Here is a 12,743-nt window from a genome sequence, read left to right as displayed (position 1 = left end):
AACTGCTTGCAGAGGCCGGTATTCCGTAGCCGTACTCGGCGCTTCGCAGCATCCGGGCAGGGTCGGTGATCATGCGGTCATTACGTTTCATCGCGGTCTTTGCCGCTGTGACGGTCATCGTCACCGTGGCCATGCTGACGGGGGCTTTCATGCTGTGGAGCGTCATGTCGGTGCAGCCGGGAACGGCGACGGCGCTGTTCACGCTGTTCATTCTGGCCCCAGGCGCCGGAATAGCCACCGGGCTTTATTTCGCAGCAAGCAGCTTACGGCGCGCGGGGGCCGGGGCGCAGCCGGAAGACGGGCAAGGGGCGACTGGCGCGGCCATTCTGTTTGCCCTTCTCGCCGGTTCGTTCGGCTTCCTTGCCGGCTATGGCGGCACCAGGGCCTGGATCGACCTGACCTACACAGACCGGTGGAACAACCCGGCTGCGGCTCCTGTCTGGATTCCCTATGCGCCTGCTTTCGCCGGGGTTGTCCTGGCGGTCGTGCTCGCCGCTCTCGTCCTGGTCCGCAGAAGGGGCGGCATGCACCGCTGAGCCGCTCGTGCATTCAGCCGTGGCGGCGGCGCAGGCGGTCCACAATGACAAGCACGATGCCGAGGCCGGCGAGCGTGCCGGAAAATCCGCCGGCAAGGCGCAGCACTTCGACCGGATCGGTCGACTGCGGCGCGATATATGCCAGAGCGCCGAAAAGAACGATGGCGACCACGATCAGGAAATAGCCCGCACGCGCGAGTTTCAGCTTGTTCGATTTCATCGACCGATTTCCGTTCGCAGGGCACGCGCCCCGGCGATAAATAAGCCGAACCGGGTTTTGCCGCTACGAAGAAAGGATCATTTCACCGCCCCCGACGCCGGCTGCGCCGGTTTTACATCACGGGCGCGGGAACTTTCACGGGATCCATCGGTTGCCCAGGTCCAGACGACCCTGCCCCACGAGGATCCCATGAAATCAATCGCCCTCGGCGCACTTGCCGCCGTCCTCTTCTTCTCCGCCCCGTCTTTCGCACAGGACCTGCGCATCCGCGCCGGCGAGGGGGGCATTTCCGTGCGGTCCGGCGACGATCGCCGTGACGACCGGCGCGGCTACCGGCGTGACCGTGGCGAGGACCGGGTCATCATCCGCGAGCGGCGCTCGGAGGGTTTCGGCCGCGGCCGCGAGCGCTGCCGCGACGTGACGGTGCGCACCCAGCGCCCGAACGGCACGATCGTGATCCGCCGCGAGCGTCGCTGCAACTGACGTCAGCCGGCGTCCTGTCGATATGAAGAAGGCGCTCCCGCGAGGGGCGCCTTTTTCGTCGGGGTGCCGCGTCGGCAGCGCCTGTCCGGTCAGCCGCCGGAGATGCGCTCGATATCGGCGCCGACGGCGGCGAGCTTGGTCTCCAGCCGCTCGAAGCCGCGGTCGAGGTGATAGACGCGGTTCACCGTCGTCTCGCCCTGCGCCGCGAGGGCGGCGATCACCAGCGACACCGAGGCGCGCAGGTCGGTCGCCATGACCGGCGCGCCCTTCAGCGTCTCGACGCCCTCGATGGTCGCCGTCTGGCCGTCGAGATGAATGCGGGCACCAAGGCGGGCGAGCTCCTGCACATGCATGAAGCGGTTCTCGAAGATCGTCTCGGTGATGTGCGACGTGCCCCTGGCCCGGGTCATCAGGCCCATCAACTGGGCCTGCAGATCGGTCGGGAAGCCCGGATAGGGATCGGTGGTGACGTTGACCGGCGCCAGGCCGTGGCCGTTGCGCTTCACGCGGATCCCCTCGTTGGTCGAGGAGATCTCGGCGCCGGCATCCACCAGCACGTCGAGGGCGGCCTGCAGCAATTCCGGCCGGGCGCCCTCCAGCAGCACGTCGCCGCCGACCATGGCGACGCACATGGCATAGGTGCCGGTCTCGATCCGGTCCGCCACCACCGCATGGTGGGTGCCCTTGAGGCGCGGCACGCCGGTGATCTCGATCGTGGCGGTGCCGTGGCCCTTGATGCGTGCGCCCATCTTCACCAGGCAATCCGCGAGATCGACGATCTCCGGCTCGCGCGCCGCATTGTGGATGACGGTCGTGCCCTCGGCGAGGGAGGCCGCCATCAGCGCCACATGGGTGCCGCCGACCGTGACCTTGGGAAAATCGATCTCGGCGCCCTTCAGGCCCTTGTCGGCGGAGACCACGGCATAGCCGGCATCGATGTCGATCCGGGCGCCGAGGCGCTCCAGCGCCATCAGAAGGAGGTCGACGGGCCGGGTGCCGATGGCACAGCCGCCGGGCAGCGAGACCTTGGCGCGGCCCATGCGGGCGAGCAGCGGCGCGATGACCCAGAAGCTGGCGCGCATGGTCGAGACAAGCTCATAGGGCGCCGTGGTGTCGACGATGGAGCGGGCGTTGAGGCGCACGGTCTGGCCGGTCAGCACCTCGTCGCCGCTGCGCTTGCCGGCGATGGTGACGTCGACGCCCTGGTTGCCGAGGATGCGCGCGAGGTTCGTCACGTCCGAGAGGCGTGGCACATTGGTCAGCGTCAGCTCGTCCTCGGTCAGCAGCGAGGCGATCATCAGCGGCAGGGCCGCGTTCTTGGCGCCGGAGATCGGGATGGTGCCGTGAAGCGGGCGTCCACCCGTGATGCGGATGCGGTCCATGCGGAACTCCTCGGAGCGAGGGCGGGCCCTGTCGGGCGGCCGCCGTCGAATCGCCCGGCGATGTTGCAAAACCATGCCGCCCGGACCGGGCCATCGTCTAGCCGACCAAAGGAGGCGAAACAAGGAAGCCGGCGCGGCGGAATTTCGCCCGGCCGTTCAGCTGGCGTCGTCCCCGTTCGCCGCGCGGCCGCGGGCCTGCTCCCTGCGGCGCTTCAGATTGGCCTTGAGCTGGGCGGCGAGGCGTTCGGCACGGGTTTCCCTGGGCTTCGGGGCGGCCCCGGACGCCTCCGTCTGCGGCCGTCCCGCCTCGTCCGCATCCCCGGCCATGGCCGCTCCCTGTCCGCCCGCATCCGCGCCGCGACGATGCCGCGCCGTGCTCCGGCGCGCAACGCGCCCGTCGCCGCCGGCCACCAAAACGCTGCCCCGCCCTTGCATCGCGCCGCACCCTGTGGCAGGGAAGCGTCCCGTTCGCACCGCGCATTCTTTCCGCGCCCATGGTGCCCTCGCTGCGGTTGCTCAGTGGTAGAGCACTACCTTGGTAAGGGAGAGGTCGAGAGTTCAATCCTCTCTCGCAGCACCATTTTCCCAGCCGAACAACTCGCAGACTCGCTCCCTCACCGCCGCGGCTCGAGGCTTTTCAGGAAGCCGATGAAGTCCTCGATCTGGTCGGGGTCGAAACGGAACTGCGGCATCGAGGGGTGGCCGGTCATGATGCCCTCGGCCAGCGCCTCGGAGAGGTTCTCCACCGCATAACTGCGGTGGAGGTCGCGAAAGGGCGGGGCGATGGTCAGCGGGCTCGGGGAGGTGCGGTCGATGGCGTGGCAGGTGGCGCAATAGGTGCGGGCCAGCGTCTGGCCGCGCTGGACATTGGCGGCCGCGGCAGGCGCCGGGAGAACCGCCAGACAGGCGGCGAGGCCGGCGGCGAGGGCCAGGGGGCGGCCGGCATGGGATCGGCTCGTGCTCGACATGGCGGCGCCTCCGGCGTTCCGGTGCGGCGCGGGCCGCTGCGCAGGATGCGCCAGCAGATTCCCGAGCCTTCACCCCCCATTGACGCCGAATGAACAGGACCGGGCCTTGTTCTCGATCAAGCGCCGGCCCGGAGAGGCGGGCGCGTTCCATCACGTCCGTTCGAGTCTGGCCGCCTTGGCCGGGTCGAACCACCAGGTCGAGGGCACGCCGCGGCTGTATTTCGGCTTTCTCTCGGGATGGCCGAACTGATCCCAGTAGGCGATCCAGTGGGAGGCCTTGTACCAGTTGGGCACCCAGTAGCGCCCCGAACGCAGCACGCGGTCGAGGCAAAGGCACAGCGTCGTCAGTTCGGCGCGGGTGTTGACCACCAGGATCCTGGCGATCAGCGCATCGATGACGGGATCGGCGATGCCCGCGAGGTTCTGCGAGCCCGGCTGCCTGCCGCTTTCCGAACCGAAGAAGGTGCGCAGCGATTCGCCAGGGGTCAGTGACAGCGAGTAGCGGCGGATCGTGAGGTCGAAGTCGTAGTCCTTGAGGCGCGACTGGTACTGCGCCGAATCGACCCGGCGGATGGTGGCCGCGATGCCGAGGCGCCTGAGATTGGCGACGAAGGGTTGGGTGTGGCGCTCGAGCGAGTTATCGAAGTCGAGGAACTCGACGGTCATGGGCCTGCCGGCGGCGTCATGCAGGCGGTTGTCCCTCAGGGTGAAGCCCGCCTCGCGCAGCAATTGCGTGGCGCTCCGCAGCAGGTTGCGGTCCTGGCCGGAGGCGTTGGAGACCGGCGGCACATAGGGGTCGCCGAAGACCTCGTCGGGCGTCTTGCCGCGGAAGGGCTCGAGGATCGCGAGTTCCTCGGCCGAGGGCTTGCCGACCGCCATCATCGGCGAGTTCTGGAAGAAGGAATGGGTGCGCCTGTAGCTGTCGAACATGACGTTCTTGTTCGTCCATTCGAAGTCGAAGGCGAGGCCGAGCGCCTCGCGCAGCTTCGGATGAGCGAATTTATCGCGGCGCGTGTTGATGAACCAGCCCTGGGCGCCGGACGGCGTGTCGTCGGGCACCTCGCGGCGGACCACGCGGCCGTCCCTGGCGGCGGGGAAATCATATTGCGTCGCCCAGGCGCGCGAGGTGAACTCCTCGCGGAACGTGTAGGTGCGGCTCTTGAAGGCCTCGAAGGCGACGTCGCGGTCGCGGAAGAATTCGAGGCGGACGACGTCGAAATTGTTCTGGCCGACCGAGACCGGCAGTTTCTCGCCCCACCAGTTCCTGACGCGCTCGTATTCGATGAAGCGGCCGGCTTCGAAACGGCCGACCTTGTAGGCGGCCGAGCCCAGCGGCACGTCCATCGTCGAGGCCTCGAAGTCGCGGTTGGCATACCAGGCTTTCGACAGGATCGGCAGGCCGGCGATCGTCAGCGGCAGCGAGCGCGAACGGCCCTTCGCGAAGGTCACCGCCACGACCCCGGCGCTTTCGGCGCCGGCACCGGCGACGTCGCGCAGCACGACGCGCAGGAGGGGGTGGCCCTTCTCCTTCAGCGTCAGGATCGACCAGGCGACGTCCTCCGCCGTGATCGGCGTGCCGTCGTGGAAGGTGGCGCCGGCGCGCAGGGTGAAGCGGTAGGTCAGCCCGTCGGCGGAGATGGCGACCTTTTCAGCCGCGAGCCCATACATCGAATCGGGCTCGTCGCCGCCGCCGGCCATGAGGGTGGCGAAGATGTCGTCGAGGCCGGGCGGCGCGTCGCCGCGCAGCACCAGCGTGTTCATGGTGTTGAAGGTGGTCGGGTTCTGGTTGAAGGACCAGGTCGAGGCGGTGTGGATGAAGGTGCCGCCCTTCGGCGCGTCCGGGTTGACATAGTCGAAGCGGGCGAAGTCCGCCGGGTATTTCAGGTCGCCGAAATAGGAGATGCCGTGGCTCTCGGACGCGGCCTGGGCCAGCGCGCGGGGGCCGAGCAGGCCGGCGCCGGCACCGGCGGCGGCGAGGGTCAGGACGGTGCGGCGGGAGAGGCGCGGCATGGCGGGGATCCTCGCGATCGAACTGGCTGGGAAGGGTAGAGGCTCGGCGCCGCCTGTCAAAGCCCGCGTCCCGCTCCGCCGGTCACCGCCTCAGGCCAGCGGCAACACGTTCGTGTGTTTGACCTGGGCGAGGGCGAAGGAGGATTCGATGGAGGCGATGCCGTCGAGGCGCGTCAGCCTGGCCTTGAGGAAGCGCTCATAGGCCGGCAGGTCGGCGCAGACGACGCGCATGAGATAGTCGCGCTGGCCGGTCATCAGGTAGCATTCCATCACCTCCGGCCAGCGCGCCACCGCCTCGGCGAAGCGGTCGAGGTCCTCCTCGCGCTGGCGTTCCAGCTTGATCGAGATGAAGACACTGACCGGCAGGTCCACCGCCTTCTGGTCGACGACGGCGACATAGCCGCCGATGATGCCGGCCTCCTCCAGCCGGCGCACGCGCCTGAGGCAGGGGGTCGGCGACAGGCCGACCTTTTCGGCCAGGGCCTGGTTGGTCATGCGACCGTCGCGCTGCAGTTCCGCGAGGATGCGCCGGTCGATCGCGTCGAGCTTGATCATGAGCGGTTCCTGCCACGAGCGGACTGAAGATTAGCAGATTACGCCAATTGTGTCGTCTTTGTCGGCGGGCTTTTGGCAGAAGCCTGCCAGGGTGTTTCGGCATGATGGCGCCCTCTTCGGGAGCCCGACCATGACCGACCGTCTCGCCGCCCTCGCCGCGCTGGAACAGAAGATCCTCTGGCTCGCCTCCTGGACGATCCACAATGCCAACCACCTGCGCGACAGCCCCGACGGGCTGAAGGTCGGCGGGCATCAGGCCTCGTCGGCCTCGCTGGCGACGATCATGACGGCGCTCTATTTCGCCGTGCTGCGGCCGGAGGACCGGGTGGCGGTGAAGCCGCATGCGAGCCCGAACTTCCACGCGATCCAGTATCTCCTCGGCCAGCAGACCCGCGAGAAGCTGGAGAACTTCCGCGGCTTCAAGGGGGCGCAGAGCTATCCCTCGCGCACCAAGGACATCGACGACGTCGATTTCTCCACCGGCTCGGTCGGCCTCGGCGTGGCGCAGACGCTGTTCTCGTCGCTCGCCCAGGACTATGTGCGCGCCCATGGCTGGGGCCTCGACCGGCCCGAGGGCCGCATGGTCGCCCTCATCGGCGATGCCGAGATGGATGAGGGCAACATCTACGAGGCGCTTATCGAGGGCTGGAAGCACGGTCTGCGCAACACCTGGTGGGTGGTGGACTACAACCGCCAGAGCCTCGATGCCGTGGTGCGCGAGGGGCTGTGGGAGCGCTTCGAGGCGATGTTCCGCAATTTCGGCTGGGACGTGGTGATCCTCAAATATGGCAAGCTCCTGGAAGCCGCCTTCGCCGAGCCCGGCGGCGAGGCGCTCAGGCGCTGGATCGACAGCTGCCCGAACCAGCTCTATGCGGCGCTCTGCTACCAGGGCGGTGCGGCCTGGCGGAAGCGGCTGGAGGACGACATCGGCGACCAGGGCATGGTCTCCGCCCTGATCGGCCGGCGCTCCGACGGCGAACTGGCGCGGCTGATGACCAATCTCGCCGGCCACGACATGCCCTCGCTGCTGGAGGCTTTCGAGGGCATCGACCACGATCGCCCCGTCTGCTTCATCGCCTATACGATCAAGGGCTTCGGCCTGCCCTTCCAGGGCCACAAGGACAACCATGCCGGCCTGATGACACCGGCACAGATGGATGCCTTCCGCGGCCTGATGCAGGTGCGGCCCGGCCATGAATGGGACCGGTTCGAGGGGCTCGGCCTGCCGGCGGAGGCGCTGCAGCGGTTCCTCGCGGCGGTGCCCTTCTCGGCGAAGGGGCGGCGGCGCTATGAGGGGGCGAAACTGCCGATCCCGGAGCGGCTGGCGGTGCCGATGCAGCCGGTCATGGCGACCCAGCAGGGCTTCGGCCTGATCCTCAACGAGATCGCCCGCGGCAAGGAGGCCTTCGCCGAGCGCATCGTCACCTGCTCGCCCGATGTCACGGTCTCGACCAATCTCGGCGCCTTCGTCAACCGGCGCGGCCTCTTCGCCCGCGAGAGCCTGGCGGACACGTTCAAGCAGGAGCGCATTCCCTCCACCTTCACCTGGGACTTCTCCCCGCAGGGCCAGCATATCGAGCTCGGCATCGCCGAGATGAACCTCTTCATCCTGCTGTCGGCGCTCGGCCTGACCCATTCCATCCACGGCGAGCGGCTCCTGCCGGTGGGCACGCTCTACGATCCCTTCATCCAGCGCGGCCTCGATGCGCTGAACTATGCCTGCTACCAGGACGCCCGCTTCATGCTGGTGGCGACGCCGTCGGGCGTCACGCTGGCGCCGGAGGGCGGCGCCCACCAATCGATCGGCACGCCGCTGATCGGCATGGCGCAGGACGGGCTGGCGGCCTTCGAGCCGGCCTTCGTCGACGAGCTCGCCACCATCATGCGCTTCGGCTTCGACTACATGCAGCGCGACGGCGAGGGTGACCCGGACGAGGAGACCTGGCTGCGCGACGAGACCGGCGGCTCGGTCTATCTCCGGCTGTCGACGCGCAGCATCGACCAGCCGCAGCGGGTCATGGATGAAGGCCTGTCCGCCGACATCATCAATGGCGGCTACTGGCTGCGCCGCCCGGGGGCCAATGCCGGCGTGGTCATCGCCTATATGGGCGCGACCGCCCCGGAGGCCATTGCCGCCGCCGGCCTGCTGGCCGAGAGCCACCGCGATGTCGGCGTGCTCGCGGTCACCTCGGCGGACCGGCTCAATGCCGGCTGGACCGCGGCCGAGCGGGCGCGCCAGCGTGGCCGTCACGACGCCACCAGCCATGTGGAACGCCTCCTCGGCGGCCTCACACGCGATTGTGGCCTGGTCACCGTCGTCGACGGCCATCCGGCGACGCTCGCCTGGCTCGGCGCTGTCCATGGCCACCGGGTCAAGTCGCTCGGCGTCGAACATTTCGGCCAGACCGGCACGGTCGGCGACCTCTACCGCCACCACGGCATCGACACCAACGCCATCCTGCATGCGGCGCAGGCGATCCTCGGCAAGCGCCCCGTCCGCTACCTCTCGGCGCTGGCCTGAGGCGCGGCGTCCCGCTTCGGGGCAGCCGGGTTAACGGCGCCGGCCGGCCCGCGAGACCGGATGGCGAACCGGTCCCCGACGGAGGGCACGGCACGCCTCGCGCCGTGCCGTTTTTCGCAAGGACAGACGGGCAACCCGGCGAGGGACCCGATTCGGACGCGGTTCGTTCGCGCTGCAGACCGAAGGTTAAGGGTCACCGTGGGAAGCCGCCGCGATGTTGCAGCCCGACCTCCCCGACCGAGGCCATCCCGATGCCCCGTTTCGGCACGGGCCGGTCACGAACGTCGCCCTCGCGCCGCTTCAGCCCCGTGTTGCTTCCATCCGGATCCCCCTGAAACGCCCCGCGAACTCCGCGGACAGGAGGCGAACATCGGCGCCGACCCGATTCGGACGCGGTCCGTTCCCGCTGCGGTCCGAAGGTTAAGGGTCATCGTGGGAAGCCGCCGCGATGTTTGCAGCCCGACCTCGCCGACCGAGGCAATCCCGATGCCCCGTTTCGACACGAGCAGGTCACGAACGCCGCGCTCGCACGGCTTCCGCCCAGTGGCGCCTCCATCCGGAACCCCCAGAAACGCCCTGTGAACTCCGTGGACAGGATATGAACATCCACCCCGACCCGATTCGGACGCGGTTCGTTCCCGCTGCGGCCCGAAGGTTAAGACCGCAGGGCCCGCCGTGGTCAGCTGCGGCCCGGCCGCACCGGGGGCATCACCAGCTGGTCGCGGCGGCAGGCCCTGCGGTCGACCTCCTGGCAGGCAGTGAAGTTCATGTCGCGGCCGAGGCAGATGCGCACCTCACGCAGCCGGCGCTGGTCGCATTGCACCGCGATCATCTCGCGGGTGAGGCCGGGATTGACGCGCACGAAGGCGTCCTCGACCTCGTCCGGCGTGACCATGCGCGTCTCGGCGATGCCCTCGTATTCGGTCGGGATGCGCACCTTGGCGCGGGCCTGCCGGACCTGCTCGAAATAGGCCCCTGGCGAACGTGCGCCGGAACAGGTGCCGTGCTTGGTCCACTGGTGCCGCACCAGACCCGGCGCCGGCATGATGTCGAGCATCGCGGAAACGGTGCGGTTCTCCAGGACGGGCGCCGGCACCTGGCAATATTCCGGGAAGCCGCGATGGAACTGCGGCCAGAGGCCGTGGACGACGAAATGGAAGGGCCTGTCGCCGGCGCATTGCATGGAGCGCGACGTGCGCTCGCTCGTTGCCTCGCAGAAGGACGGCGACCAGGACAGGGCGAGGACGTAGAAGTCGAATTCGCCGGGCGCTGCGCCGGGCCGGGCCTGCGCCATGGCGGGCGGAGCCGCCGAAAGGACGGCGAGGAGCATGGCGGCGGTGACGGCCCGACACCATGCGAGGCAAGAGCCTGCAAGACCCGAGCCTGTAAGACCAGAACCTGCGATACCAGAACCTGCGGACATGCGGGCCATCATGGACACCCTCCCCCTCTCGGTCGATCAACTAAGCCGAGGGCTCCGGAACAAAGCAAGAACTAATCGAGGGACTGGTATTTGTCCGGATCAGCGCCGCGCCATGCGGCAGGCCGGATCGAAGCTGCGGCCGCGATCGAGCCCATGGACGCACCATTCGACACCCCAGGTGAGGCCGATGATGCTCTGGTCCTCGAGGATGGAATAGCTGACGGTACGGACGCGGCCGTCGGAGAGATGGGCGCGCGCCGTGCAGTAGCGGCGCGGAATCAGGTTCTGGCCGTGCGGATTGCTGGCCACCAGCCGCACCCGGTCGAAGCCGCGGATGCCGAGGGAGGAGTTCCAGAAACGGGCCTCCTTCTCCGCGAAGGTCTCCTGGATACGCTCCAGCGCCAGCGGCTCGTCGCAGGGCAGCAGCCTGTTCTGGAAGCGCGGGTCGCGGAACAGGGCGACGCCGACCGGTCCGCGCAGCCGCAGGTCCTGCTCCACCGCACCGGGATAGGCGGTGCCCGGCACCCGTCCCGTCGTATAGGTCGAGCCGGCGAGCCCGCGCGGCCCGCCGTCATGGGCGATGACGGTTTGGGCCTGCGCGACCGGGGCGCCGCAGAGGACGGCGAGGGCGAGGGCGAAAAGGCGGGTCCGCATGGGCTGCTCTTCCGGATCGGCTTGAGGTCGTGCGGGACGATCCATCCGGCGCGGCCGCCGGTCAAGAGCGCCCGTGCCACAACCTCCGCGAAATCGGCACGGACGGTGCCCTCAGGGGCGACGGATGCGCACATAGAGCGCGCCGGCGCCGCCATGGCCGGCGGCGGCCTCCTCGAAGCCGATCACCAGCGCCCGCATTTCCGGCAGGGCCAGCCATTGCGGCACCACCCGGCGCAGCACGCCGCGGCTCGCGTAAGGATCAGGGCGGAACGCCTCCTCGTCGATTTCGCGCAGCCGCTTCGGCGCGCCCTTGCCGGTGATGACGATGACGAGGCCGTGGCCGGCCGCCTGCGACTGGCGCAGGAAGGCCATCAGCCGGCGATGGGCGGCATCCTGGGTCATGCCGTGCAGGTCGATGCGCGCATCGGCGTCGCGGCGGCCGCGCGTGAGCTTGCGCTTCAGGCCCTTCTCCAGCGCTGCCAGCGGCGGCGGTGGCGGCACCACCGGCACGATGGAGCGCTGCGCGGCAGGGCTGCGGGCGGGCTTCTCCGGCGGCGGCGCGGGGGCCGGTTCCGGCTCCTGCGGCAGGGCGAGGGCGCGGGCGGCATCGAGCGGCTTCACGCTCGCCGCCACATGGGTCCAGAGCCGGCGATCCTCGGCCGACAGGTGTCGCGGGCGGCGGCTCACGGCGTCACCTGCGGCCGCGGCGCGGGCAGCGGCACGGCGGCGGCCTCGGGCGCCAGGGCCTTCGGCAGCAGCACGAACCAGTCGGCACGGTGGCGGATGCGCCCCGCCGTCGACCCCGCCTCGACGCCGGTGCCGAGATAGAGGTCGCCGCGGGCCGGGCCGACGATGGCCGACCCGGTGTCCTGCATCACCATGAGGCGGCGGAACGGCTCGCCGGTTTCGGCATGGCCGGTCGGCAGCAGGGCGCTGATGAAGACCGGGGTGCCGTAGGCGTGCACGTTGCGGTCGACGGCGATGGTGCGCCAGTCGGACACCGGCACGCCCTGGGCGCCGATCGGGCCGTCCTCGGCGGCAAGCTCGCTCTTGACCCGGAAGAACACATAGGAGCGGTTCTGCCAGCGCACGTCGCGGGCGGCGTCCGGGTTCTCCGCCATCCAGGTGCGGATGAAGTCCATCGACATCTGCTCGCGGGTGGCGAGGCCCCGCTCGATCATGACGCGGCCGACAGGCACGTAGCGGTGGCCGTTATGGGCGGCATAGCCGATGCGCAGGGTGCTGCCGTCGGGAAAGCGCAGCCGGGCCGAGCCCTGGATCTGCGTGAACATGACGTCGGTCTGGTCGCGGGCCCAGGCAATCTCGAGGCCGCGGCCGTCGAGGGCACCCCGCTCGATCTCGCTGCGGTCGAAATAGGGCAGGAAACGCCCGTCGACCCAGCGGCCGGCACCGGAGCGCGCGTCGAAGCCCGCCGTGCGGCCGCGGGCCGAGGTCAGGTCGTCGGGTCTTGTCATGAAGGGCGCCGAAAAGACCTCGGTCCGCTCCCGCGAGGCCAGTACTTCCGGCTCGTAATAGCCGGTGAGGAAGCCGTCTTCCTCGAACCTGTCGCCGAAGCGGGCGAAGCGGACGGGGCGGAACTCGGCCTCGAAGAAGGCGCGGGCCGCTTCCACCGGGACGGGATCGGCGATGGCGAGCGCCCGCGGGCAGATGTCGCGCAGGGCGCGCCAGATGTGGGGCGCCGCCCGCGGCGCCGCCCGCGCCGCCAGGATCGGCCGGCAGGACCGGCGGAAGGCAGCGAGCGTCAGGTCCTGGCGGTCCTCGGCCCAGCCGGGGAGCGACGCGAAGGCGACCGGCGCGCTCCAGGTGTCGGGAAAGACGAAGGGAAAGCCGGAGGGATGAGGCGGCGGGGCAGTGAAGGCGCCCTCGGCGAGATCGGCGGGCGGCGTGCCCTCGGACGCGATCGCCGGCGCGTCCGGGCCGGCGGGCGCGACCTCCGCAGCGGCGGGCTCGGCGGCCGGACTTTCGGCAGC

13 protein-coding genes and 1 tRNA gene are annotated in these 12,743 nt (G+C 69.5%); 4 read left to right on the top strand and 10 right to left on the bottom strand.

Annotated elements, in window-relative coordinates:
• Window positions 1-71: 71 nt before the first annotated feature.
• Window positions 72-536 carry a hypothetical protein gene (locus Q8O26_RS19180; protein WP_305578550.1) on the top strand — a complete coding sequence of 155 codons (465 nt, stop codon included), beginning with the start codon at window positions 72-74 and terminating at the stop codon, window positions 534-536.
• 13 nt (window positions 537-549) lie between these two features.
• On the opposite strand, the gene Q8O26_RS19175 is transcribed toward Q8O26_RS19180, so the two are convergent.
• Complete coding sequence (locus Q8O26_RS19175; protein ID WP_305578548.1) at window positions 550-756, bottom strand: hypothetical protein; 207 nt, start codon at window positions 754-756, stop codon at window positions 550-552.
• A gap of 189 nt (window positions 757-945) precedes the next feature.
• On the opposite strand from Q8O26_RS19175, the gene Q8O26_RS19170 reads away from it, so the two are divergent.
• Window positions 946-1,239: a hypothetical protein gene (locus Q8O26_RS19170; RefSeq protein ID WP_305578546.1), complete on the top strand. Its 294-nt coding sequence runs from the start codon at window positions 946-948 to the stop codon at window positions 1,237-1,239.
• A gap of 89 nt (window positions 1,240-1,328) precedes the next feature.
• On the opposite strand, the gene murA is transcribed toward Q8O26_RS19170, so the two are convergent.
• Window positions 1,329-2,621, bottom strand: coding sequence for a UDP-N-acetylglucosamine 1-carboxyvinyltransferase (gene murA / locus Q8O26_RS19165; RefSeq protein ID WP_305578544.1), 1,293 nt, complete (start codon window positions 2,619-2,621; stop codon window positions 1,329-1,331).
• 156 nt (window positions 2,622-2,777) lie between these two features.
• The gene (locus Q8O26_RS19160; RefSeq protein WP_305578542.1) at window positions 2,778-2,948 is read right to left on the bottom strand and encodes a hypothetical protein; all 171 of its coding nucleotides are present in this window, start codon (window positions 2,946-2,948) and stop codon (window positions 2,778-2,780) included.
• A gap of 178 nt (window positions 2,949-3,126) precedes the next feature.
• Here Q8O26_RS19160 and Q8O26_RS19155 point away from each other — a divergent pair.
• Window positions 3,127-3,201: transfer RNA gene (locus Q8O26_RS19155), tRNA-Thr, on the top strand.
• Window positions 3,202-3,235: 34 nt separating this feature from the next.
• Here the strand turns inward: Q8O26_RS19155 and Q8O26_RS19150 are convergent.
• The 3 genes from Q8O26_RS19150 to Q8O26_RS19140 form a co-directional block, all read right to left on the bottom strand.
• On the bottom strand, window positions 3,236-3,589 hold the full coding sequence (locus Q8O26_RS19150; protein WP_305578540.1) for a cytochrome c: 354 nt from the start codon (window positions 3,587-3,589) through the stop codon (window positions 3,236-3,238).
• Window positions 3,590-3,739: 150 nt separating this feature from the next.
• The gene (locus Q8O26_RS19145; protein ID WP_305578538.1) at window positions 3,740-5,599 is read right to left on the bottom strand and encodes an extracellular solute-binding protein; all 1,860 of its coding nucleotides are present in this window, start codon (window positions 5,597-5,599) and stop codon (window positions 3,740-3,742) included.
• 90 nt (window positions 5,600-5,689) lie between these two features.
• Entirely contained in the window at window positions 5,690-6,154 is a 465-nt protein-coding gene (locus tag Q8O26_RS19140) for an Lrp/AsnC family transcriptional regulator (protein WP_305578536.1), read from the bottom strand.
• A gap of 130 nt (window positions 6,155-6,284) precedes the next feature.
• Between Q8O26_RS19140 and Q8O26_RS19135 the strand changes: the two genes are divergently transcribed.
• Window positions 6,285-8,675: a transketolase gene (locus Q8O26_RS19135; RefSeq protein WP_305578534.1), complete on the top strand. Its 2,391-nt coding sequence runs from the start codon at window positions 6,285-6,287 to the stop codon at window positions 8,673-8,675.
• Window positions 8,676-9,354: 679 nt separating this feature from the next.
• Here Q8O26_RS19135 and Q8O26_RS19130 read toward each other — a convergent pair.
• The 4 genes from Q8O26_RS19130 to Q8O26_RS19115 form a co-directional block, all read right to left on the bottom strand.
• Window positions 9,355-10,005, bottom strand: coding sequence for a ribonuclease T2 (locus tag Q8O26_RS19130; protein WP_305578532.1), 651 nt, complete (start codon window positions 10,003-10,005; stop codon window positions 9,355-9,357).
• Window positions 10,006-10,197: 192 nt separating this feature from the next.
• Window positions 10,198-10,752 carry a hypothetical protein gene (locus Q8O26_RS19125; RefSeq protein ID WP_305578530.1) on the bottom strand — a complete coding sequence of 185 codons (555 nt, stop codon included), beginning with the start codon at window positions 10,750-10,752 and terminating at the stop codon, window positions 10,198-10,200.
• 111 nt (window positions 10,753-10,863) lie between these two features.
• Complete coding sequence (locus Q8O26_RS19120) at window positions 10,864-11,439, bottom strand: Smr/MutS family protein (protein ID WP_305578528.1); 576 nt, start codon at window positions 11,437-11,439, stop codon at window positions 10,864-10,866.
• The coding region (locus tag Q8O26_RS19115) for a murein transglycosylase A (RefSeq protein ID WP_305578526.1) at window positions 11,436-12,743 on the bottom strand (1,308 nt) is incomplete at its 5' end. The genes Q8O26_RS19120 and Q8O26_RS19115, both read right to left, overlap by 4 nt.

Source organism: Phreatobacter sp. (genome assembly GCF_030691135.1).
Lineage (GTDB): Bacteria > Pseudomonadota > Alphaproteobacteria > Rhizobiales > Phreatobacteraceae > Phreatobacter.
The sequence above is the reverse complement of the archived record's forward strand: the minus strand, read 5'-3'. Positions and strand labels throughout refer to the sequence as shown.

What these genes read in the sequence shown, in the direction of transcription:
- Q8O26_RS19170 (WP_305578546.1), top strand. Translation starts at nt 946, where the DNA reads ATGAAATCAATCGCCCTCGGCGCACTTGCCGCCGTCCTCTTCTTCTCC.
- Q8O26_RS19130 (WP_305578532.1), bottom strand. Translation starts at nt 10,005, where the DNA reads ATGCTCCTCGCCGTCCTTTCGGCGGCTCCGCCCGCCATGGCGCAGGCC.
- Q8O26_RS19125 (WP_305578530.1), bottom strand. Translation starts at nt 10,752, where the DNA reads ATGCGGACCCGCCTTTTCGCCCTCGCCCTCGCCGTCCTCTGCGGCGCC.
- Q8O26_RS19145 (WP_305578538.1), bottom strand. Translation starts at nt 5,599, where the DNA reads ATGCCGCGCCTCTCCCGCCGCACCGTCCTGACCCTCGCCGCCGCCGGT.
- Q8O26_RS19175 (WP_305578548.1), bottom strand. Translation starts at nt 756, where the DNA reads ATGAAATCGAACAAGCTGAAACTCGCGCGTGCGGGCTATTTCCTGATC.
- murA (WP_305578544.1), bottom strand. Translation starts at nt 2,621, where the DNA reads ATGGACCGCATCCGCATCACGGGTGGACGCCCGCTTCACGGCACCATC.
- Q8O26_RS19140 (WP_305578536.1), bottom strand. Translation starts at nt 6,154, where the DNA reads ATGATCAAGCTCGACGCGATCGACCGGCGCATCCTCGCGGAACTGCAG.
- Q8O26_RS19180 (WP_305578550.1), top strand. Translation starts at nt 72, where the DNA reads ATGCGGTCATTACGTTTCATCGCGGTCTTTGCCGCTGTGACGGTCATC.
- Q8O26_RS19135 (WP_305578534.1), top strand. Translation starts at nt 6,285, where the DNA reads ATGACCGACCGTCTCGCCGCCCTCGCCGCGCTGGAACAGAAGATCCTC.
- Q8O26_RS19150 (WP_305578540.1), bottom strand. Translation starts at nt 3,589, where the DNA reads ATGTCGAGCACGAGCCGATCCCATGCCGGCCGCCCCCTGGCCCTCGCC.
- Q8O26_RS19160 (WP_305578542.1), bottom strand. Translation starts at nt 2,948, where the DNA reads ATGGCCGGGGATGCGGACGAGGCGGGACGGCCGCAGACGGAGGCGTCC.